Consider the following 21,129-nt stretch of genomic DNA (forward strand, 5'->3'; position numbering starts at 1 on the left):
GACGAGTGGGTCGGGAGTTCGGGCGGCTCCCGGTCCGCAGAGTTCAACGCGCCAGGACGTCAACGGCTACGGCGGAACACCGCTGCAAAGGATGGCAGTTCATGGCGGATCGTGGATGAGATATCCGGTTTGTAGCCAAACCCAACGTGGTGACGTCGTCACAGCAGGTACGTTCTTGCCCCGCCGGAAGCAGGGCACCCATAGGGCACACCCCGGGTAACTCGCCTTGAATCCGGCATGGTTCGACGGTTCGCAAGAGAGGGCCCGGCCATGGCGTCGTCAACGGTGACCCCGTCCCAGTCCCCCCGGCCACCGCGGCCGAATCTCGCCTTCCGGCGGCTGCGCGGACAGCGCTCGCCGGGCGAGTTCGCCGCGGCGGTGCGGCGGGCCGCGCGCGAGATCGGCGAGCGGGTCAGCTGCGACGCGCGCTACATCGGGCGCGTCGAGGCGGGCGAGATCCGCTGTCCCAACTATGCGTACGAGCGGGTGTTCCTGCACATGTTCCCCGGCCGCACGCTGACCGACCTGGGGTTCGCGCCCCGCTCATCGGTACGCGGGCGCGGGGCGCGCGACATGGACGAGGCGCCCCCTCCGCACTCCACGAGCCTCTCGCGAGCCTCGCATGAGACGGAGGAGGCGTACGCGACGTATGAGACGCCGGACCAGCACCTCCACATCCCGCGCGACCTGCCCCACATCCAGACCCCGCACGACCCGCAGCACCTCCCCATCCCGCACGACCCGCACCACCTCCCCATCCCGCACGACCCGCACCACACCCAGATCCCGTACGACCCGCATGACCCGTACGACACGTACGAGGACCACGATCAGAACCACGAGGAGAGCGACGTGCAACGTCGCGCATTCATGACCGGAGGCACCGCCACCGTGGCGGCGGCCTCACTGGGGCCCTTCGCGGTCGCGTTGAGCTCCACCGCCGCGGCCGCGGAACGGCGCGTCCACCGGGCGGGTACGTCCGAGGCGGGCGCCCTCGAAGAGGCCGTACGCAAGATCCGGCTGCTCGACGACCGGCACGGGGCCGACGGCCTCTACCGGCGCGCGGCGGCACCGCTGCGGACGGCGTACGCGCTTCTCGACGCGGGCACCACCCGGCAGTCGACCGCCGACCGGCTGTACGCCGGGGCAGGCGAACTGGCTATCTCGGTAGGTTGGTTGGCGCACGACTCCGGGCGCTTCGACGACGCGCGCTCGCACTACGCGGAGGCCCTCGCGACCGCCCGGATGTCGGGCGACCCGGGCCTGGAGGCGCATGCCTTCTGCAACACGGCGTTCCTGGCGCGTGACGCGGGACGCCCGCGCGAAGCCGTGCGCGCGGCGCAGGCGGCGCAGCGCGCCGCGCGCCCCCTCGGCTCACCGCGCCTGCTCTCCCTGCTCGCGCTGCGCGAGGCGGGCGGCTGGGCGGGGCTCGCCGACCGCGCGGGGTGCGAACAGGCGCTGGCACGCGCGCAGGCACTCTACGAGCGGGGCCCTTCGCAGACGGATCCCGAGTGGATGACCTTCTACGGAGAGGCCGAACTGGAGGGTCTGGAGGCGCAGTGCTGGTCGATGCTGGGCGACTGGCCCCGCGCGGCCCGCCACGCGCGCCGCGCCGCCGAGCTCCAGGACCCGCACTTCACCCGCAACATCGCCCTCTACACCGCCGAACTCGCCGACGACCTCGCCCGCGGCGGCCGCCCCGACGAGGCGGCCCTCGCCGGCCTGCGCGTCCTGGACCTCCTGGGCGAGGTCCAGTCCTCCCGCATCCAGACCATGCTGGCGGGAACGGCCCGCGTACTGCTCCCGCACCGCAGGGCATCGGGCGTCTCCACATTTCTGGAACGCCACGCGAGCCTGCCGCGCACGGCGTGAGAGCCAACCGTCTCAGCGGTGGGCATGCGTGCCCCCAGGGGCGGCACTGGTGGGCACAGCAACCCTCCGTGAGCGCCGGGTTGGGCAGCCCGCCCCGAGCCCGGCACCAGCGCTGGGCGCCGCGAAAGAAACGTCCCACCCCGGAGCGGCTACCCCGCCAGATGCCCGCAGTCGTTCCACGTCTCGATCGCGGGCTCCCCGTACGCCCACCCGAGCACCGACAGCGACGTCGGATTGAGCCGGATGCGGGCCGCGAAGTCGAGAGGAAGGCCGAGCCAGCGGGCGCCTATGGAGCGCAGGATGTGCCCGTGGGCGAAGACCAGGACGTCACGGTCGGCGGCGCGGGCCCAGGCGACGACCTCGTCCGCGCGCGCGGAGACCTGCTCCAGGGTCTCGCCCTCGGGGACGCCGTCGCGCCAGATGAACCAGCCCGGCCGTACTCCCTGGATCTCGGCCGGGGTCATGCCCTCGTACGCGCCGTAGTCCCACTCCATGAGCGTGTCCCAGGCGGTCGCACGCTCCCCGAACCCGGCAAGTTCGCACGTCTCACGCGCGCGTGCCAGCGGACTGGTGCGCACCTCGACCCCGGAGAGGCCCTCGAAGGGTGCCCGGTGCAACCGCTCCCCCAGCAACTTGGCGCCGCGCCGGCCCTCCTCCAGGAGCGGGACGTCGGTCCTGCCGGTGTGCTTGCCGGACAGCGACCATTCCGTCTGTCCGTGCCGGGCCAACAGGATGCGCGGTGCCATGAAGAGATGCCTTTCCGAAGCGGGAGACGGAACCACGGGCGCGAGTGCGAAGTGGGTCACTCCATCATCGCTCACCGGGACATCGGGCAACCCTCCGGGCGATCTCCGCGTCTTTGAGGACCGGGGGCGCCCCTTCGGGGCGTTCACATACACCGTAAAATCGGATGTGGCCACGGATCGTCCTCAGCAGACTGAGCAGACCGGCGGGTCACCGCAAGCAGATGGGGGAGGGCGATCGGATGCCGCAGACCGATGCACCGCGCACCGAGGCGGCACCTCGCGCCCGGCCTGGCCGGTGGACGGACCTGCGCAACTCCGCGGCTCCGCACGCCCGGCTCCGCTGGTGGACCGAGCTGCCGCTGATCCTGCTGGTGTACGCGTCGTACTCGGCAGGCCGGCTGCTCGCCCGCGGCGACACCTCCAGCGCCGTCCACCACGGCCTGGAAATCCTGCGCATCGAGAAGTTCTTCCACCTCAACGCCGAGCACCCGTTGAACCGGCTGTTCACTCGCGAGGCCTGGCTGGGCGTGCCGGCCGACTTCTGGTACGCGTCCCTGCACTACCTGGTGACGCCCGCGATCCTGATCTGGCTCTTCCGCTCCCGGACCGTGCGCTACCGCGCGGCCCGCACCTGGCTGATGACGTCCACGTTCATCGGCCTGATCGGCTTCACGCTGCTGCCGACCTGCCCGCCCCGGCTGCTCTCTCCCGGCCACGGTTTCGTCGACACGATGGCGCAGTACAGCTCGTACGGCTGGTGGGGCGGCGAGGCGAGCGCGCCACGGGGACTGGGCGGCATGACGAACCAGTACGCGGCGATGCCGAGCCTGCACGTGGGCTGGGCGCTGTGGTGCGGAGTGATGCTGTGGCGGTACGGCCGCACACCTGCCGCGAAGGTCGCGGGTGTCGCGTATCCGCTGCTCACCACGATCGTCGTGATGGGCACGGCGAACCACTACTTCCTCGACGCCGCCGCGGGCGCCTGTGTGATGGGCGTCGGGCTGCTGCTCACCCCGTTGGTGATGCGGCTCGCGGACCGGCTGAGGACAGCGCTGGGTGCCCGTTTCCCGAGGGTCTCGGGTGTATCGCGGGGCGCAGGTTCCTCAATTGTCAGTGCGGGGTGCCAGACTTCGACGGGTGAGCGAATTCCCCGACAGCGCGAGTCCCGAACCGGGCCAGGAGCAGCGGAGCCGGGTGCCTCTCCCACGGACGCGGGGGACGGCGCTCCGGCAGCAGCTCGCTGAGCTGCGCGGCCCGGCCGTACCGCCCAAGGCGCTCGACGCCCGCGCCCTCGCGGCACTCGCCGCGAACCCCGGGTGTGACCGGCGCGCTCTGCTGGACGGCGCGGGCGTGGACAAGGCGAGGCTGGCGGGCGCCCTGGGCTCGCCGTCCGCCTTCGGGCAGTCGCAGTTCGCCTTCATGCGGGGCAACGCGTTCGAGGCACGGGTCAAGGCCGACGGCGGCGCGGAGCTGCTGCGACTCGTGCACGAGAAGCTGGACCCCGGCGCCGAGCCGCCCACGGCCGGTGTCGTCCCCGACCTGAGCGCCGTCGGCCCCGAGGGACGCGCGGCCCGTACGGCGTTGGCGCTGCGCGAAGCGACCACGGCCGGTGTCTGGACGCTGCTCGACCACCCCATGCTCGCGCTCGACGTCGCCGGCTCCCCCGCCTTCCTGGAGCCGGACGCCGTGGTCGTGCACCCCGACGGCGTCTGGACGGTCGTCGAGATCAAGTCCTTCCCGATGCTGGACGGTTCGGCGGACCCGGCGAAGGTCGGCGCGGCCGCGCGCCAGTCCGCGGTGTACGTCCTCGCCCTGGAGGAGGTCGCCGCGCACCTCGGCGCGGAGCAGGAGGGGCGCGCCGGTGTCGAGGGAACATGGGGGTCCCCCCGCTCGAGCGAAGCCGAGAGCGCGGGAGCGCGAAGGACCGACGGGCCGAGCACGGTCGTCCCCTCGACACCTGCCGAGGCGCCCAAGAGGCAGAGCACCTCGGACAGCGCCCCCGTCCCCGAGGTCCGCCACCGGATCCTCCTGGTCTGTCCCAAGGACTTCTCCAACCTCTCGACCGCGTCCGCCGTCGACATCCGCAAGCAGCGCGCGGTCACCCGCCGCCAGCTCGCCCGCCTCACCCGCGTCGAGGACATTGCCGCCGCCCTCCCCGAGGGCACCTGCTTCTCCCCCGACCTGCCCGCCGCCGACCTGACGACCGCCGTCGAATCCGTCCCGGCGACCTACGCCCCCGAGTGCCTCTCCGCCTGCGAACTGGCCTTCCACTGCCGCGACCGCTCCCGCGCCGAGGGCGCGGTGACGTCCTTGGGTCGCTCACTGCGCGCGGAGCTGGGCGGGCTGACGACGGTGGGGGAGGTGCTGGCGGCGGCGCACGGTGAAACCGGGGATCCGGACGACCCGGCGGTCGCGGCGCTGAGGAGAGCGGCTCGCCTGCGGGCCGAGGCGCTGGGAGCCCGGGCATCGGCAGCGCAGGAGGGAGTCGTATGTCGCTGATCGCCACCCTCGCCCGGCTGGAGGCCGTCGAGAGCGGGCGGGCCCAGACCGCCGCGACCGTGCGGCACCGGCATCTCACCGAGCGGCCGCTCGTGTTCGTGCCGCTGATCACCGCCGGTGAGGCGGGGGCTCCGCTCGGAGCGCTGGTCGGGACCGAGCGGGACGCGCCCCGGCTACTCGTCGTGCCGCAGCCCCGCGACCGGGATCTGCGGTTCGCGTTTCTCGCGGAACTCGCTGACGTCGTGCTGCCGTACATCGACGCGTACGCGGACGTGGTCGAGGCGGCCGAGCGCAACGAGACCGATCCGGAGACCGGGAAGCGGGTCAAGGTCGAGGTCGAACTGTGCGCGGATGCCGCCCAGTTGATCGTGCCGAGCCGGGCGGGCATCGATTTCGTACGGCTGCTCGGGCGCTCCATGCGCTTCAGGCGGACCGCCGAGCAGGATCCCGAGACGCCCCATCCGGCGCCGCCCCGGGTGCCGTTGCTCGGGCGGTGGCTGACGCACTACGGGGAGCGGTCCCGGGTGCCGGGTTCCTCGCTCCTCCTCGCCCTCACCGACGTGCTGTCCCGGCACTGGGCCACCGGACAGAGCAGCCTGGAGGACCAGCACCTGGGCGCGCTGCTCGCCTGGATCGACCCGCCGGAGGGCGAGTCGGGCCCGGAGGCCGCCCTGCGGGCCGAGCTTCGGCGGGACCCCCGGGGTCAGCTCGTCTGCCCGCCGGCGGGTCCGGCCACCGACCCCGCCTTCGACAACACACTGCTGGCCCCCGCCATCGAGCGCTACGACCGCGCGCGTACGGCACTCGCCGCCGCCGAGGACGGCATGGAGGCGGACGACCGGCTCGGCGCGCTCACCGCCGCCGAGCGGGAGATCCGGGCCCTCGTCGAGAGCGTCACCCGGCCCACCTGGGACGCGGTGTGGCATGGACTCGACCTGCTGCGCGCGCTCCCCGAGGGCGCGTACGCCGCCGACCGCTGGACCCGCGACCGCTGGTCGTTCACCGGCCACCGGGACCGGATCACCGCGGGCGAACCCCCGCAGCCCCGCCGCGACGACGCGGTCACCGCGGCGAACAAGCTCGCCACGCGCGAGCGCGAACAGGCCCGCCTGGAAGCCCAGGAGGCCCTGGACGACCCGCTGGTCATGGCCGGGCGACGGCTCGCCGGAGAGGCGTTCGCGGGCGAGGTCACAGATGTCGTGATGGCGTACAGCGAGGGCAAGCGGCCCAGCCCGCGCCCCCTGGTGACGGTCCGCACGGAGGACCGGCCGCATCTGGGGGACCGCGCCAAGGTGTACCGGTCGCTGGGAGGAAAGCCGCAGGCCGCGGAGTTCGTGGGATACGAGGGTTTCGAGGCTTCCGGGGGTGCCGCTGTGGTGCTGCGGATCGTCGACAAGATGGGCCGCGGCAAGGAGCCCGAGGCCGGGTCCGTGCCGGAGAAGGGGGACCTCGTCTGCTTCACGCTCTTCGAGCACGAGCAGCGGGGCGGCGCGAAACTGCCCGACCCGGAGGAGACACCGTGGACGCACGGGGGACCGCCGGGTGAGGCGACCGTTCCGGGCCCCGACCCGGTGACCGAGGAGGATGTCCTGTGAGGCCCGCGACCGAGGTGGACATCCCGCGGAGCCCCGGGACCGACGTCCTGTGCGGCCCTGCGACCGAGGAGAACGTCCGGTGCGGCCGCGCCGCCGAGGAGGACGTCCGGTGAGCCACGTGACCGAAGAGGACGTCGCCGTGAAGCCCGTCGCCCCGTTCGACCCCGGCGCCGAAGCCACGCGCGCCACCGAGGCGATCCTGCGCGACACGCTGCACGGCTCGCACCGCGGGGTCGTGGTCGACTCCCCGCCGGGCGCCGGAAAGTCGACCCTCGTCGTACGCGCGGCGCTGGAACTGGCCGCCGAGGGACGCCCGTTGATGGTCATCGCGCAGACCAACGCCCAGGTCGACGACCTGGTACTGCGGCTCGCCGAGAAGGCCCCCGAGCTGCCGGTCGGACGACTGCACAGCAGCGACTCCGACCCGTACGACAAGGCGCTCGACAGCCTGGAGAACGTGCGCAAGTCCACCAAGGCGGCCGACCTGGCGGGCCTCGACGTCGTCATCTCGACCGCCGCCAAGTGGGCCCACGTCAAGGGCGTCGAGCCGTGGCGGCACGCGATCGTCGACGAGGCGTACCAGATGCGGTCGGACGCGCTGCTCGCCGTGGCCGGGCTCTTCGAACGGGCACTGTTCGTGGGCGATCCCGGCCAACTGGACCCGTTCGCGATCGTCGGCTCCGAGCAGTGGGCCGGGCTGTCGTACGACCCGTCGGCGTCCGCGGTGACGACGCTGCTCGCGCACAATCCGGAACTGCCGCAGCATCGGCTGCCGGTCTCGTGGCGGCTGCCCGCGTCGGCGGCGCCGCTTGTCTCGGACGCGTTCTATCCGTACACGCCGTTCCGCAGCGGGACGGGGCACGGCGACCGGCGGCTGAACTTCACCGTCCCGTCGGACGGTTCGGGGCCCGACCGTGTCATCGACGAGGCGGCGGAGGCGGGCTGGGGGCTGCTGGAGCTGCCGGCCCGGCACACGCCTCGTACGGATCCCGAGGCGGTGCGGGCCGTGGCGCTGGTCGTACGCCGACTGCTGGACCGGGGTGGCGCGGCCACGTCGGAGCGGGCGGACGATCCGGTGCCGCTGACGGCCGACCGGATCGCCGTCGGTACGGCACACCGGGACCAGGCCGCGGCCGTGCGGGCCGCGCTGACGGACCTCGGAGTCGCGGACGTCACCGTCGACACGGCGAACCGGCTTCAGGGGCGGGAGTTCGATGTGACGATCGTGCTGCATCCGCTGTCGGGACGGCCGGACGCGACCGCGTTCCATCTGGAGACCGGGCGGTTGTGCGTGCTCACCTCCCGGCACCGGCACGCGTGCATCGTGGTGTGCCGGGCGGGGGTGACGGAGCTGCTGGACGACCATCCGTCGACGGAACCGGTGCAACTCGGGGTCACGGTGAAGTTTCCTGATGGATGGGAGGCGAATCACGCGGTGCTGTCCCATCTGGGGGAGCATCGGGTGGCTTGGCGGCCATAGATCCTGGGGATCCATCCCCGGTGGACCCTGCGGATCCCTGCCCGGTCCCCGTCCCCCGGTCCCACTTGCGCGGGCGGGGGACAATAGAGGGTGGCCCGCCCACGAGGGGGCGGGTCCCTGAAGCGTACGAGGAGGAGAAGACATGGCGGAGCCCACGCCGCGTCGGAACGAACCGCGGCTACGCCCCGCGCCCCTGCTCTTCGAGCCCGCGGAGGCCGCCGGGGATCCGGAGCATTTCTTCGGTCTGGAGTCGATCGATGATCCCCGTGCGCTGTTGGACCGGGCCACGGAGCTGACGCAGGCGTTTCGCGCCGCGGCCGATCGGACTGTCGAGTTCCAGGCGATCGCCGCGGCGCAGCTTGCCGATCCGCGGCGGTTCGACCGGCTTACGCCGGCTGCCATCGGTGAGCGGGCCGAGTGGACCGAGGATTACGCGAAGAAGATGGTGGAGTTCGGGCGTGATCTGTTGCGGGGGGTGGAGGGCAACGGCCATGGCCACGGGGTGAGCGACCACGCCTGACCTCGGGTGCACGCCTAGTTTTTTCGCCCCCTCCGCCCCTGCCCATTCCCGTACCTGGGGGCTGCGCCCCCAGACCCCCGCCAAAAGAATGCGCAGTTCCCCGCGGCTCTTCGAGCCCGCCCACCTCGGCCCCCTGCCCAACCGCCTCGTGCCGATCCGGACCAGCCCCTCTTCCGGACCCTCCGGGAGGCCTGGCCGGGCGCGCTCATCGCCGATCCCGTCCTGCCCGGAGTCACGACGGACGACGTCACGCGCCAGGGCGGGCGACTGCTGGCCGCCGGGCATCACAAGATTTTCTGGCATATGCCAGCGGGGCAAGATACTCCACCCCACCCCCTCCTGTCCCGATTTCCGGCAACCCTTCGAGACGGACCGCTTACCGCCGGTAGATGTAATCGGCATGAGCAGCACACGGAACCCGGCAAGCACCTCCCCCCACGGCCCCGGCGCACCGTTGCCCGACCGGTTCGACATCGCGGGCGTCACCTCCGAGGGCGCCGCCTGGCTCGCCTCTGCAGGAACGTACCCGCGCAGCACGCTCGCCCTGTGGGCGGAACGGCCTGGCGCCCCGGTCGTCCTGCCCTGCGGCAGCACCTTCGACGTCGTCAACGCTCCGGCGATCTTCGGGCGGCGGATGCTCGACCGGTTGCGGGACGACGGGCCCGGCTCCGGCCCCGTGGCGGCGTACCGCGGGCGGATGCTGCTGTTCGCCGCGCCCGGTACGGCTCAGCGGCTGCCCACACTCATGGAGTGGGAGGAGTGGGGTTCTCGCGGCGCCGGGGGCCAGGAGGGCGCCGGGCACGCGGGGCGGTGCGGCGCGGTGCCGCCGCTGCTCTGCCACGGCACGGGGGACGCCGTCACCGTCCCCGCGCTGAGCATCGACCGCTGCGGAGCGAGCCCCGCCGCCCGTCTGGAATCCCGCTGGCTCGTCGCCCCCGACACCCGGCATCCCTGGCTTCCCGGCCCCGAGATCCTGCTCTGGGCGGCCGTCCGGGCGGCCCGCATGGCCGCCTCCGCCGCGGTGCGGATATCGATTTTTCCTCCCGCCGATCAGGATGCTAAGGTCTACGACGTCAGCAGGCGCCGCTAGCTCAGTTGGTTAGAGCAGCTGACTCTTAATCAGCGGGTCCGGGGTTCGAGTCCCTGGCGGCGCACGCTAGCGATGGCGAGGCATGTTCGCGGAAACGCGAACATGCCTCGCCATCGTTGTTTTCGCGGGACTTCGCCGCGCGTTGTGGGGGGGGCTCCGCCACCCGCGAGGTCGGCCCAATGACCGGATTCGCGAGGGCCGGCTCACCCAGGCGTGATCTTCACCGTCCACGCGCCCGAAAGGGTCCGGCCCTCGACCTCGATCCGGACCTTTTCGCCGGGCACGGTGTAGCTCTCCCCCAGCGCCACCGGCGCGTCCGCGAGCGGTGGGTAGACCGAGTCCTCCCAGCAGGACTCGGTGTGGGGGTGCGCGTCCAGGACCTCGATCGGGCCACCTCCCGACTCGGTCTCGCTGCGGACGCGGTAGACGAGCACGCCCTGCGTGCACGTCGTGCCGTCGTTGCCCTCCGAGCCGCGCGCCTCGAGGGCGAGCGCGCTGTCGGCGCCGGTCGGAATCACCGCCAGCTTGGTGCCCCGGCCGGAACCGAAGACGTGCGGCCCCGGCACACCGGACGAACCCGACACCCCCGGCGGCGCCGAGGACCCCGACGAAGCCCACTGCCCGACCGGATCCAAGGGGCCGGGCGGCCCGAAGGACCTCGACGAAGCCAAGGACCCGGACGAAGCCGAGGACCCCGACGAAGCCCACTGCCCGACCGGATCCAAGGGGCCGGGCGGCCCGAAGAACCTCGACGAAGCCAAGGACCCGGACGAAGCCGAGGACCCCGACGAAGCCACAGACCCCGACGAAGCCAAGGGCACCGGCGGACCCAGTGCCGGCGACGAACCCAGGACCCGGGACGACCCCAGGACCCGGGACGACCTCAGGATCGTCGACGAACCCGACGCCCCGGCCCCGGCCGCCCCCACCGCCTCAGGCTCCGCCCCCAGCGGCTCCAGCGTCAGCACCGTACTGCCGATGCCCCGCACGCACGCCACCTGGTGTGGTTCCAGCCAGCCCAGCTTCCACTTGTGCCAGCCGAACAGGTCGGGCGCGAGGCCGAACTGGCTGCCCATGAGGTCCCAGTCGCCGACATAGGTGTCCCAGTCGCCCTTGCCGTCGGAGGGGCGGTGGTAGAGATCGGGCAGGTCGAAGACGTGGCCGGTCTCGTGGGCGAGGACGAGGCGGTCCGGTGGGTGCTTCTCGAAGACCGTGACGACGCGGCGGATCTCCTTGCCGTCGGCCTGCAGAGGCGTTTCGAGGTTGACGACCTTCGTGGCATCCGAGTCGACGCCCGGCGCGTCCGGGTCGGCCACGAAGTAGACGATGTCGTAGCGCGAGAAGTCGACCTGCTGGTCAGCCGCGGCGAGCGCGTCACGCAGATAGGCGGCACGGTGCGCGGAGTTCCAGTCACGCTGTATGGCGTACGACTTGGAGGTGTGCGGCATCCGGACCCAGTCGCGCAGGGAATGCGGCCGCACCGTGAACTTGCCGTACGAGGCGCGCTCGAAGAAGTCGCTGGTGGCCGGGAAGTAGTCGGCGGTCAGTTCGGCGGGTGTGGTCCGTGGCGTGGAGTCGGGGAAGGACAGGAAGACCATCACCGCGTCGAGCGGGTGGGTGGGGCGCACATACGCGGAGTTCCAGGTGTCGACGCCCTCCGAGTGGTGTGCCTCGGTCCGTTCCAGGGCGCACGGGGCCGAGCGGGGTTCGGCGAGCGCGGGGCCCGGCATCAGGGAGGTCGCGGCGAGCGCGGTCATCGAAGTGAACACGGCCGCGGTGCTGCGCCAGCGTGGCACCCCGTCACGGGTGAGGCCCCGCAGGGCCTCACGGGTGAAACCCTTCCGGGCCTCACGGGTGAGACCTCTCAGGGGGAGCTGACGCGGCACGTCGACCTCCGGATGCGGACTTTCGGGACACCGCACCCAGCCTCGGCGAATTTGTATTACTTCGCCCTTTTTGTCTGCACCAGAAGGGTGAGGGGCCACGCGAGGCCGACACCCCGAACACTCACGGAACGTCACAGGCGATCGGCCGGGGAAGGAACCCGCCCAGATGGAGGCAGAAACGATCTGTCAGAACCGGCAGTTGTTCCGGGACACTGGACAGTGGCTGCAACTCCCCGAGGCCACCCTCTATGATCGGCACACTTTCCTGCACGGACACGGCTTGTTCGGCCGTCCAGCACCGGCCGACCACCCCGAGAGACCCATACGAAGAACGAGTGCACTGCGGGAGCGAGCGGTGAGCGGAACCTCCGAAGGGCCGGCGCCCGCGGCAGACCTCGTCCGGCCGGCCGTCACAGAGCGTCACATCGGCACATCTCCTCGTATGTGCGCCGGGTCGTCTCCCGGCGCATCTGTCTCCCCCGGGTCACCTCCTGACCCGTACGCCTCTGCCGGGGCGCCTCCCGACACGCCCGTACCCGACGGAACGTCACCCCGTACTTTCCGGGCGGCCTTCGCCACCGCGCCCCTCGCCATGGCCGTCGTCGACCGCGAGGGCCTGGTCGTCACCGCCAACAAGTCGCTGGGCACGTTGCTCGGTGGCGGCACGGACGCGCTCATCGGACGGATCGCCGCCGATCTCGTGGACCTGGCGTCCGACGCCCGCACCTGGCACTCGTACCGGGAGGTGCTGCGCGGCCGGCAGGCCCGGCTGCGCTGCACCCGGCGCCTCAAGCACCCCGACGGGCACTCCCTCTGGGTCCAGGTGACGATCGCGCCGCTGCCCCCGCAGGAGCAGGCCGTGCTGCTGTCCGTCGCCGACATCAGCGCCCGGCGTGAACTCCAGGCGCGGCTGCGCCACTTGCAGATGCACGACCCGGTGACCCGGCTGCCGAACCGCACCCTGTTCTTCGAGCGCCTCTCGGCGGCCCTGGAGGCGGAGGCGTACGAGGAGGGCGGCACCGGCCGGATCGGACTCTGTTACCTGGACCTCGACGGGTTCAAGGCGGTCAACGACACGCTCGGCCACCGCGTCGGGGACCGGCTGCTCGCGGCCGTCGCCGAACGCCTGACGCGCTGCGCCGACGAGGCGGGTTACACGAGAGCGGCCGCGCCCCTGGTGGCGAGACTGGGCGGCGACGAGTTCGCGCTCCTGGTCGAAGACTCCACCGGAACGGACCAGTTGGCCGACCTCGCCGAATCCGTCCTGAAGGCGCTCCAGGCGCCGTTCGACCTCTCGGGTCAGCGGCTGTCCCTCTCCGCGTCGATCGGTGTCGTCGAGCGGCGCGCCGCCGGAACCAGCGCGACCGGTCTGATGCAGGCCGCGGACACGACGCTGTACTGGGCGAAGGCCGACGGCAAGGGCCGCTGGACCCTCTTCGACCCGGAGCGCAACGCCCACCGGATGACCCGCCAGGCCCTGTCCTCCACCCTCCGCGCGGCCGTCGAGCGGGGTGAATTCGCACTGGAGTACCAGCCGTTGGTGGGCATGGAGGACGGCGGCGTACGCGGTGTCGAAGCCCTGGTCCGCTGGAACCACCCGCAGTTCGGAACGTTGACGCCGAATCGGTTCATCGGATTGGCCGAGGAAGACGGTTCGATCGTGCAACTCGGCCGCTGGGTGCTCGCCACCGCCTGCCGCCAGGCCCGCCGCTGGCAGCTGGACCACCCGGACGCGCCGCCGATCTTCGTCAGCGTGAACGTGGCGGTGCGCCAGGTCTGGGACTCCGACCTGGTCGCCGACGTGGCCGCCATCCTCGCGGAGACCGGCCTCGCCCCGCATCTCCTCCAGCTGGAGCTGACGGAGTCGGCGGTGATGGGCTCGGCCGGCCGGCCCCTCCAGGCCCTGCAGGCCCTCAGCGACATGGGCGTCCGCATCGCCATCGACGACTTCGGCACCGGTTACTCGAACCTGGCCTACCTCAGCCGTCTCCCGGTCTCCGTCCTGAAACTGGACGGCTCCTTCGTACGCGGCTTCCAGTACGAGGACACTGGGGCTCACCCCAATCCCGCCGACGAGGTCATCGTCGAGGCCCTCATCCAACTCGCCCACCGGCTGGGCCTGACGGTCACCGCCGAGTGCGTGGAGACCGCCTCGCAGGCCTCCCGGCTGCGCGGCATCGGCTGCGACACCGGCCAGGGCTGGCTGTACTCACGGCCGGTGGCGCCGGATCGTATCTCCGCACTATTGACGGCGACCGACTGCCCTCAGGCCTGAGCCCCGCTCGGGCATCGAACCCCCCTCAGGCCTGAGACACGCTCAGGCCTGAGACACGCTCGAGCCTCGGGCTACTGAGGCTTCGGCAACCCGTACGCGTCCGCGATGAGTTCGTACGAGCGCAGGCGTAGGTCGCCGCTGTGGGCGTTGCCCGTGATCATCAACTCGTCGGCGCCTGTGCGCTTTTGCAGGTCGTCGAGGCCGGAGCGGACCTCGTCGGCGGTGCCGTGAATGACGTTGGCGTTCCAGCTGGTGATGAACTCCCGCTCCATGGGGCTGAATTCGTACGCCTCCGCCTCCTCGGGCGTCGGGACCAGACCCGGACGGCCGGTGCGCAGGCGGACCATGTTCAGGGCGGCGGCCAGGACCTGACGGCGGGCCTCCTTCTCGTCGTCCGTGGCGAGGGCGGCGACGCCGATGAGGGCGTAGGGGGAGGACAGGACCGCTGACGGCTGGAAGGACTCGCGGTAGAGGTCCAGCGCCGGGATCGTGTTCTGGGCCGAGAAGTGGTGGGCGAAGGCGAAGGGCAGACCCAGGACTCCGGCGAGGCGGGCACTGAAGCCGGAGGAGCCAAGGAGCCAGATCGGAGGACGATGCGGAGACTGCACGCCGCCGGGGGACGTCGACTGGACGGGGCCGGGGACCGCGTGGATGCGGGCGTAGGGGTGGCCGGCGGGGAAGTCGTCGTCCAGGAAGCGGGTGAGCTCGGCGAGTTGCTGGGGGAAGTCGTCGGCGCCTTCGTTGAGGAGGTCCGTGCGGCGGAGGGCCGCCGCGGTCGCGCCGTCCGTGCCGGGGGCCCGGCCGAGGCCCAGGTCGACACGGCCCGGGGCCATCGCCTCCAGTGTGCCGAACTGCTCCGCGATGACCAGGGGGGCGTGGTTCGGGAGCATGACGCCGCCCGAGCCGAGACGGATGCGCGTCGTGTGGGCGGCCAGGTGGGCCAGGATCACCGCGGGCGAGGACGATGCCACGCCCGGCATCGAGTGGTGTTCGGCGACCCAGTAGCGGTGGAAGCCGCGGGACTCCGCGAGGCGGGAGAGCTTGACGCTGGTACCCAGGGCGTCGGTCGCGGTACGGCCCGCTCCTACGGTGACCAGGTCCAGGACCGACAGGGGTACGGGGGCGGTGCCCGTCGCCGTGCCTCGGATCTCGTCCGTCTCGTCCACCGGGGTGCCTCCTGATACGTGCGCGATGCTGTCCGCCGGGTACAAACAGGAGGCGGTCTCCGGTTATTCCCGCGCGGGCGCGGGACTGGGGGTTTGTTCGGTCTCCGGTTCCCCGCGCCCCTTTTGGGGCCGCGGGGAACTGCGCGACCAGCCCCCACCCACCCGCGGCCGAGGGACAACCGAGGGGGGCTGGGGGCGGAGCCCCCAGGTACGGGAACGGGTAGGGGCGGCGGGGGCGAAAATCCCCTCACACCTGCACGATCGGCTCCCTCGTGAACAGCGTGCCCAGCTCGGGGGCGTTCACGCGGCGGTCCGCCAGGCGCAGGCCCTCCCAGACGGTGACCTGGTTCGCGGTGAGGACCGGCTTGCCGAGAGCGGCCTCCAGGGCCGTGATGTGGGATGCCGTATGGAGGGCCGTGTCGGGGAGGAGGATCGCGTCCGCGTCGGGATGGTCGGCCTCGCGGGCGAGGGCGAGGACCTGCTCGACCCCCCAGGTGGCGACCTCCGCGGCGGTGATGACACCGGCTCCGCGCACGGCGACCACCTCCACCCCCGCGTCCTTCAGGAACGCGGCGAAGAGCGCGGCCACATCCTCCGGATAGGTCGCCGCGACCGCGACCCGCCGGGCACCGATCTCCGCCACCGCGTGCGCGAAGGCGAAGGACGTGGAGGAGGCAGGCAGCCCTGCGGTCCGGGCAAGGGCGCGGATCTGCTCATGGGCTCCCTGCCAGCCGTACACGAAGCTGCCGCTGGTGCAGGCCCACACGATCGCTTCGGCACCGGACAGGCGCAGTTCCTCCACGCCCGCCGCGAGCCGTGCCGCCGAGCCCATCTCGAGGAGCGCGTCCACCCGGTGCGCGTCCTCGCCGATGTCCGTGTGGACGAGGGGAAGCCGGATATCGCTGCCGAGCAACTGCTCCATGCGCGGGTAGTCGTCCTCGCCCGAGTGACCTGGGTAGAGGAATCCGAGTGCGGTCATGCCCAACCTTCCTGTTCTTCCGGCAGTACCGGCCCTTCCGGCAGTGCGGGCCCCCGACGAGCGGACTCGTCGAGCAGAGCCTGATAGGGACCCACGGCCCGGGTACCCAGCTGACGCAGCGCCGCCCACATCGTCACCTGGTTGGCCGAGAGAACCGGGATGCGCAGTTCAGCCTCCAACTGGGGGATGACGTCGTACGTCGGAAGGTTGGTGCAGCTGATGAACAGGGCGTCCACCCCACCCCGTACCGCCCGGTGGGCCATTTCCACCACATCGCGGTACGGGACCTTCCAGATGTGCCTGGTCAGGCCCATGTAGGCACGGCCCGTCACCGCGATGCCCGCCTCGGCCACGTACTCCTCCAGGGACTGGGTCACCGAGACCGTGTACGGGGTCACCAGCGCGATCCGGCGGGCGCCCAGCTCCTCCAGCGCGCACAGGAGAGCGCCGGACGTGGTGACCGAGGAAACCCCGCCCGCCCGCGCCATCGCCTCGCACATCGCGCGCTCCCCGGCCACGCCTCCCACGAAGCTGCCGGAGGTGCAGGCGTACGCGACGACCTCGGGCGCGACCGCGTTCAGGGCACGCACCGCGTCGCCGAGTGTCTCGTGTTCGGAGACCAGGCGGGCCAGGTCCAGGCTGACCTCGACCGGCACGAACGGGGTGCGGGTGAGGTGCAGGGAGACGTCGTCCGGCACCCAGCGCCACAGCTCCCGGTCGAGGGCGAAGTCGAAGGGGGCGACGACGCCGATGCCGCGCTGCGGGCGGGGGCCACCCAGAAAGGAGACATCCATGGCAGGCACCGGCCTCACGAACAGAAACGGGTGGGCAACGGACCGTACGCGGGCCCGTGTTGACGAAGGTAGGTTCGGGTGCGAGCGTGGTCAATCCGCGCATCTCAGACGGTTCGCGCACACCTTTCCTCTCACATCTACCCAGATACCCTTCATTCTCTGGAAAACCCTTGAAAGCGGACCTGAACCCTCTCCGCCCGCGCGGTCCGCGCCGCCCCGGAAAAGCGGACCCGCCCTGCGAAACGGTTGCCCCCCGATGACCACGCTCCTCGTCCTCGACGCCGACCCCCTCCCCCGCCTCGGCAGGCTCACCGGTCGGGTGCGGATCGAGCACGCCGACGAGTCCACGCTGGCCGAACGGCTGCCGTACGCGGACGTCCTGCTGGTCTGGGACTTCACCTCGCACGCCGTACGCCGTGCCTGGCCCGGGGAGGGCCCGCGGCCGCGCTGGGTGCACACGGCGAGCGCAGGCGTGGACCATCTGATGTGCCCCGAGCTCGCCGCGTCCGACACGGTGGTGACCAACGCGCGCGGAGTCTTCGACCAGCCGATCGCGGAGTACGTCGCCGCGCTGGTGCTGGCCATGGCGAAGGATCTGCCGCGGACCTGGGACCTGCAGCGGCAGCGGGAGTGGCGGCACCGCGAGTCGCAGCGGGTGGCGGGGACCCGTGCGTGCGTGATCGGCTCCGGGCCGATCGGGCGGGCGATCGTCGGGACGCTCAAAGCACTTGACGTCACGACGGCGCTGGTGGGGCGCGCCGCGCACCGCGGTGTGCACGGCCCGGAGGAGCTGGACCGGCTGATGGCACGCGCCGACTGGGTGGTGTGCGCGGCACCGCTCACCGAGGCCACGCGCGGCATGTTCGACGCGCGGCGCTTCGGGGTGATGCAACCGTCGGCGCGCTTCATCAACGTCGGACGCGGGCAGCTCGTCGTCGAGGAGGCGCTGGCCGAGGCACTGTCGAAGCGGTGGATCGCGGGTGCGGCCCTCGATGTCTTCGCGCACGAACCGCTCGGCCCCGACAGCCCGTTGTGGCAGGTGCCCGGACTGATCGTGTCACCGCACATGAGCGGGGACACAGCCGGCTGGCGGGACGAACTGGGTACGCAGTTCGTGGAGTTGTACGAGCGCTGGGCGGCGGGAAAGCCGCTGCCGAACGTCGTCGACAAGAAACGTGGTTACGTGCCGGGACAGTGATCTCCCTTTGGAGGGGCCGATGTCGGAACTCACCGAGCTGACCGCCGTACAACTCGTCGATGGCTACCGCAAGGGCGAATTCAGCCCCGTGGACGCGACACGCGCGACCCTGGAACGTGCCGATCGCGTCCAGCCCGCCGTGAATGCCTTCGTACGCCTCGACGCGGACGAGGCCCTCACCCGAGCCGGGGAGTCGGCGGAGCGCTGGCGGCGCGGGGAGCCCGTGGGCCTGCTGGACGGCGTCCCGGTCACCGTCAAGGACATCCTGCTCATGCGCGGCGCACCGACCCTGCGCGGCTCCCGGACCGTTGATCCGCACGGGCGCTGGGACGAGGACGCGCCGTCCGTGGCCCGGCTGCGCGAGCACGGCGCGGTCTTCCTCGGCAAGACGACGACGCCCGAGTTCGGCTGGAAGGGGGTCACGGACTCGCCGCTGTCGGGGGTGACGCGCAATCCGTACGACGTCTCGCGCACGGCGGGCGGCTCCAGCGGCGGCAGCGCGGCGGCCGTGGCACTGGGCGCGGGCCCGCTGTCGCTCGGCACGGACGGCGGCGGCAGTGTCCGTATCCCGGCCGCCTTCTGCGGGATCTTCGGGCTGAAGCCGACGTACGGGCGAGTGCCGCTGTATCCCGCGAGCGCCTTCGGGACGCTCTCGCATGTGGGGCCGATGGCCCGGGACGCCGCCGACGCCGCGCTGCTGCTGGACGTGATCAGCGGGCCCGATGCGCGGGACTGGTCGGCATTGGGGCCGGCCGGCGGATCCTTCGTGGACGCGCTGGAGGGCGGGGTGCGGGGGCTGCGGGTCGCCTATTCGCCCTCGCTGGGCGGGCAGGTCGCGGTCCGTCCCGCCGTCGCGGCGACGGTTCGGCGGGCGGTGGAGCGGCTCGCGGGCCTCGGCGCGTACGTCACCGAGGCCGACCCCGACTTCACCGACCCGGTGGACGCCTTCCACACGCTCTGGTTCAGCGGAGCGGCCCGTGTGACCCAGCGCTTCGGTCCCCACCAGCGGGAGTTGCTCGACCCCGGCCTCCGCGAGATCTGCGGCCTCGGCGCCCGCTTCGGCGCGCTGGACTATCTCGCCGCGGTGGACGTGCGCATGGAGCTCGGGCGGCGGATGGGGCGCTTCCACGCGTCGCACGACGTCCTGGTGACGCCCACCCTGCCGCTGACGGCCTTCGAGGCGGGCGCCGAGGTCCCCACGGGCTCCGGGCAGCGTCGATGGACGGGTTGGACCCCGTTCACGTACCCCTTCAACATGACGCAGCAGCCCGCCGCGACGGTCCCCGTCGGGGTGGACGCGGACGGCCTCCCGGTGGGCCTGCAGATCGTGGCCGCCCGGCATCGGGACGACCTCGTCCTGCGGACGGCGCACACCCTGTACGAGGCGGGGGCCGCCGGGGTGGCTCCCCCTCAGCCCGCCTGATCCGCCCGGACAGGCCTAGGCCCTTCGGAAGTTGAGCGTCTCGCCCTGCGCGCCGGCGCGCCACAGGTCGTTGCACGCTTCGGCCATCTCCTCAAGACCCTCCACCACCTGCCCCCAGACGATGCCCGGCACCCAGCCCACGTCGCCGTTGAGGAGCAGGTTGTTGCGTTCGTAGAAAAGGGCCAGGTCCACGACCGTCGTGCCCGCGCGGACCCCGGAGCCCGGCTCGTAGCCGTATGCGTGGGTCCCCAGTTCCATACCGGAGAAGGAGAAGTAGCAGAGGTCTCCGGGGATGGGCGTGACGGTCGGGTTCTCCAGGGGTGGCTCCGAGTCCGCGAATGCCGGGAAGAGAGCGTAGATCTCGTTTCGCGCGTACTTGGCGTGGTACACGTCGCCGCCGAGGGGGAGCGCCTCCCACACCGCCGCGCAGGTGAGCGGGGCCCGGTCGTCGAGCAGTTTCGCGGTGCACCGGACCCCTCGCTTGACAAGGGAGACTTCGAGATAGCGATCGGCCATGCCCCCACCCTCCCCGGTGAAATGGCCTCTCATGCCTCGCCTCCCAGGAAACAGAAAGGTCTCCTTCCGGACACCGTTGCATCACATCCGTCGATCTTCTGGCATAGCTCTCAGCGCTCGGGCAGGGGCTCTGACTGGCTACACATACCGAGGTCTCCTGGAGGTTGTACGTCCATGACCGAGTTCCCGAACCTGTCCCGCAGGGGTTTCCTCACCAGAACTGCGGCTGTCGGAGGGCTGCTCACCGTCCCCGGTCTCCTCGCCGCCTGCAGCAAGACGGAGAACGGCAGCGACAGCGAGGGCGGAAAGCTGGAGCAGCTCAAGAAGCAGGGCTACGTGAAGGTCGCGTACGCGAACGAGGCCCCTTACGGCTACGAGGAGGACGGAAAGCTCAAGGGCGAGGCCCCGACCCTGCACCGGGAGATCTTCAAGGCCCTGGGGGTCGACGAGCTGCGTCCGACCTTCTCCGAGTGGGACGGCCTGATCCCCGGTCTGCAGGCCGGCAAGTACGACGTGATCAGCGCCGGCATGGCCATCATCCCGGACCGCTGCGAGAAGGCGCTGTTCTCGGAGCCCGAGTTCATCTCGCCCACGGCGATGATGGTGAAGAAGGGCAACCCGAAGAACCTGACCGACCTGGCGTCGGCGAAGAAGGCCGGGGTCACGATCGGCGTGATGTCGGGTGCGGTCGAGAAGAGCTACGCCACGGGTGCCGGAATCTCCGACGGCAAGATCAAGACTCTGCAGAAGCCGCAGGACGGCGCGGACGCGGTACAGGGTGGCCGGATCGACGCCTTCCTGCTGACCGGCATCTCGCTGAACTGGCTCGCCAAGAACAACAGCGGTGTCGAGGTCACCGATTCGTTCGTGCCGGAGCTGAACGGCGTGAAGCAGTACAGCCCGGGCGGTGCCGTCTTCCGCAAGGGCAGCGAGGAGTTGCGGGACGCCTTCAACGTGCAGCTGAAGAAGATCACCTCGGACCCGGACCGCTACGTGCAGCTCATCCAGCAGTACGGCTTCGGCAAGGACACGATTCCGCCGGCGAGTCTGAAGACCGCCGACCTGTGCAAGGGCTGACGGGGACACCTGC

17 protein-coding genes and 1 tRNA gene are annotated in these 21,129 nt (G+C 71.6%); 12 read left to right on the top strand and 6 right to left on the bottom strand.

The window, feature by feature from the left end; all coding sequences use genetic code 11:
- The first annotated feature begins 270 nt into the window (after positions 1-270).
- Entirely contained in the window at positions 271-1,872 is a 1,602-nt protein-coding gene (locus tag OG390_RS19190) for a hypothetical protein (protein WP_406169496.1), read from the top strand.
- A gap of 149 nt (positions 1,873-2,021) precedes the next feature.
- Here the strand turns inward: OG390_RS19190 and OG390_RS19195 are convergent, their stop codons facing one another.
- Complete coding sequence (locus OG390_RS19195; RefSeq protein WP_406169498.1) at positions 2,022-2,618, bottom strand: histidine phosphatase family protein; 597 nt, start codon at positions 2,616-2,618, stop codon at positions 2,022-2,024.
- Positions 2,619-2,857: 239 nt separating this feature from the next.
- On the opposite strand from OG390_RS19195, the gene OG390_RS19200 reads away from it, so the two are divergent.
- The 7 genes from OG390_RS19200 to OG390_RS19230 all read left to right on the top strand — a co-directional run bounded on the left by OG390_RS19200 (position 2,858) and on the right by OG390_RS19230 (position 9,866).
- Entirely contained in the window at positions 2,858-3,862 is a 1,005-nt protein-coding gene (locus tag OG390_RS19200; protein ID WP_406169500.1) for a phosphatase PAP2 family protein, read from the top strand.
- Complete coding sequence (locus OG390_RS19205) at positions 3,813-5,117, top strand: hypothetical protein (protein WP_406169502.1); 1,305 nt, start codon at positions 3,813-3,815, stop codon at positions 5,115-5,117. The genes OG390_RS19200 and OG390_RS19205 overlap by 50 nt, the downstream gene beginning before the upstream one ends.
- Positions 5,108-6,712 carry a hypothetical protein gene (locus OG390_RS19210; protein ID WP_406169504.1) on the top strand — a complete coding sequence of 535 codons (1,605 nt, stop codon included), beginning with the start codon at positions 5,108-5,110 and terminating at the stop codon, positions 6,710-6,712. The genes OG390_RS19205 and OG390_RS19210 overlap by 10 nt, the downstream gene beginning before the upstream one ends.
- Before the next feature lie 109 nt (positions 6,713-6,821).
- Positions 6,822-8,192 carry an AAA domain-containing protein gene (locus OG390_RS19215; RefSeq protein WP_406169506.1) on the top strand — a complete coding sequence of 457 codons (1,371 nt, stop codon included), beginning with the start codon at positions 6,822-6,824 and terminating at the stop codon, positions 8,190-8,192.
- A 142-nt stretch (positions 8,193-8,334) separates the two neighbouring features.
- On the top strand, positions 8,335-8,712 hold the full coding sequence (locus OG390_RS19220; RefSeq protein WP_406169508.1) for a hypothetical protein: 378 nt from the start codon (positions 8,335-8,337) through the stop codon (positions 8,710-8,712).
- Positions 8,713-9,112: 400 nt separating this feature from the next.
- Positions 9,113-9,802 carry a bifunctional DNA primase/polymerase gene (locus OG390_RS19225; protein ID WP_406169510.1) on the top strand — a complete coding sequence of 230 codons (690 nt, stop codon included), beginning with the start codon at positions 9,113-9,115 and terminating at the stop codon, positions 9,800-9,802.
- Positions 9,793-9,866, top strand: a tRNA-Lys gene (locus tag OG390_RS19230). The genes OG390_RS19225 and OG390_RS19230 overlap by 10 nt, the downstream gene beginning before the upstream one ends.
- Before the next feature lie 139 nt (positions 9,867-10,005).
- Here the strand turns inward: OG390_RS19230 and OG390_RS19235 are convergent.
- Complete coding sequence (locus OG390_RS19235) at positions 10,006-11,688, bottom strand: M6 family metalloprotease domain-containing protein (protein ID WP_406169512.1); 1,683 nt, start codon at positions 11,686-11,688, stop codon at positions 10,006-10,008.
- A 355-nt stretch (positions 11,689-12,043) separates the two neighbouring features.
- On the opposite strand from OG390_RS19235, the gene OG390_RS19240 reads away from it, so the two are divergent.
- Entirely contained in the window at positions 12,044-13,963 is a 1,920-nt protein-coding gene (locus OG390_RS19240; protein WP_406169514.1) for a putative bifunctional diguanylate cyclase/phosphodiesterase, read from the top strand.
- Between the two features lie 71 nt (positions 13,964-14,034).
- Here the strand turns inward: OG390_RS19240 and OG390_RS19245 are convergent, their stop codons facing one another.
- The 3 genes from OG390_RS19245 to OG390_RS19255 all read right to left on the bottom strand — a co-directional run bounded on the left by OG390_RS19245 (position 14,035) and on the right by OG390_RS19255 (position 16,902).
- Positions 14,035-15,129 (bottom strand): LLM class flavin-dependent oxidoreductase, encoded by a 1,095-nt coding sequence (locus OG390_RS19245; protein WP_406169516.1) that lies wholly within the window; start codon positions 15,127-15,129, stop codon positions 14,035-14,037.
- A 247-nt stretch (positions 15,130-15,376) separates the two neighbouring features.
- Positions 15,377-16,108: a decarboxylase gene (locus OG390_RS19250; protein ID WP_406169518.1), complete on the bottom strand. Its 732-nt coding sequence runs from the start codon at positions 16,106-16,108 to the stop codon at positions 15,377-15,379.
- Complete coding sequence (locus OG390_RS19255; protein WP_406169519.1) at positions 16,105-16,902, bottom strand: decarboxylase; 798 nt, start codon at positions 16,900-16,902, stop codon at positions 16,105-16,107. The genes OG390_RS19250 and OG390_RS19255 overlap by 4 nt, the downstream gene beginning before the upstream one ends.
- Positions 16,903-17,158: 256 nt before the next feature.
- On the opposite strand from OG390_RS19255, the gene OG390_RS19260 reads away from it, so the two are divergent.
- Entirely contained in the window at positions 17,159-18,100 is a 942-nt protein-coding gene (locus OG390_RS19260) for a D-2-hydroxyacid dehydrogenase (RefSeq protein ID WP_406169521.1), read from the top strand.
- 19 nt (positions 18,101-18,119) lie between these two features.
- Entirely contained in the window at positions 18,120-19,523 is a 1,404-nt protein-coding gene (locus tag OG390_RS19265) for an amidase (protein WP_406169523.1), read from the top strand.
- A gap of 15 nt (positions 19,524-19,538) precedes the next feature.
- Here OG390_RS19265 and OG390_RS19270 read toward each other — a convergent pair whose 3' ends face one another.
- Entirely contained in the window at positions 19,539-20,039 is a 501-nt protein-coding gene (locus tag OG390_RS19270; RefSeq protein ID WP_406169525.1) for a DUF3830 family protein, read from the bottom strand.
- A gap of 174 nt (positions 20,040-20,213) precedes the next feature.
- Here OG390_RS19270 and ehuB point away from each other — a divergent pair, with 174 nt between their 5' ends.
- The gene (gene ehuB / locus OG390_RS19275) at positions 20,214-21,116 is read left to right on the top strand and encodes an ectoine/hydroxyectoine ABC transporter substrate-binding protein EhuB (RefSeq protein WP_406169527.1); all 903 of its coding nucleotides are present in this window, start codon (positions 20,214-20,216) and stop codon (positions 21,114-21,116) included.
- The last annotated feature ends 13 nt before the right edge of the window (positions 21,117-21,129 follow it).

This window comes from Streptomyces sp. NBC_00996 (assembly GCF_045162675.1).
Classification (GTDB): domain Bacteria; phylum Actinomycetota; class Actinomycetes; order Streptomycetales; family Streptomycetaceae; genus Streptomyces.

Coding starts and splice junctions, on each gene's coding strand:
- OG390_RS19190 (WP_406169496.1), top strand. CDS start 271: ATGGCGTCGTCAACGGTGACCCCGTCCCAGTCCCCCCGGCCACCGCGG.
- OG390_RS19195 (WP_406169498.1), bottom strand. CDS start 2,618: ATGGCACCGCGCATCCTGTTGGCCCGGCACGGACAGACGGAATGGTCG.
- OG390_RS19200 (WP_406169500.1), top strand. CDS start 2,858: ATGCCGCAGACCGATGCACCGCGCACCGAGGCGGCACCTCGCGCCCGG.
- OG390_RS19210 (WP_406169504.1), top strand. CDS start 5,108: ATGTCGCTGATCGCCACCCTCGCCCGGCTGGAGGCCGTCGAGAGCGGG.
- OG390_RS19220 (WP_406169508.1), top strand. CDS start 8,335: ATGGCGGAGCCCACGCCGCGTCGGAACGAACCGCGGCTACGCCCCGCG.
- OG390_RS19225 (WP_406169510.1), top strand. CDS start 9,113: ATGAGCAGCACACGGAACCCGGCAAGCACCTCCCCCCACGGCCCCGGC.
- OG390_RS19250 (WP_406169518.1), bottom strand. CDS start 16,108: ATGACCGCACTCGGATTCCTCTACCCAGGTCACTCGGGCGAGGACGAC.
- OG390_RS19255 (WP_406169519.1), bottom strand. CDS start 16,902: ATGGATGTCTCCTTTCTGGGTGGCCCCCGCCCGCAGCGCGGCATCGGC.
- OG390_RS19260 (WP_406169521.1), top strand. CDS start 17,159: ATGACCACGCTCCTCGTCCTCGACGCCGACCCCCTCCCCCGCCTCGGC.
- OG390_RS19265 (WP_406169523.1), top strand. CDS start 18,120: ATGTCGGAACTCACCGAGCTGACCGCCGTACAACTCGTCGATGGCTAC.
- OG390_RS19270 (WP_406169525.1), bottom strand. CDS start 20,039: ATGGCCGATCGCTATCTCGAAGTCTCCCTTGTCAAGCGAGGGGTCCGG.
- ehuB (WP_406169527.1), top strand. CDS start 20,214: ATGACCGAGTTCCCGAACCTGTCCCGCAGGGGTTTCCTCACCAGAACT.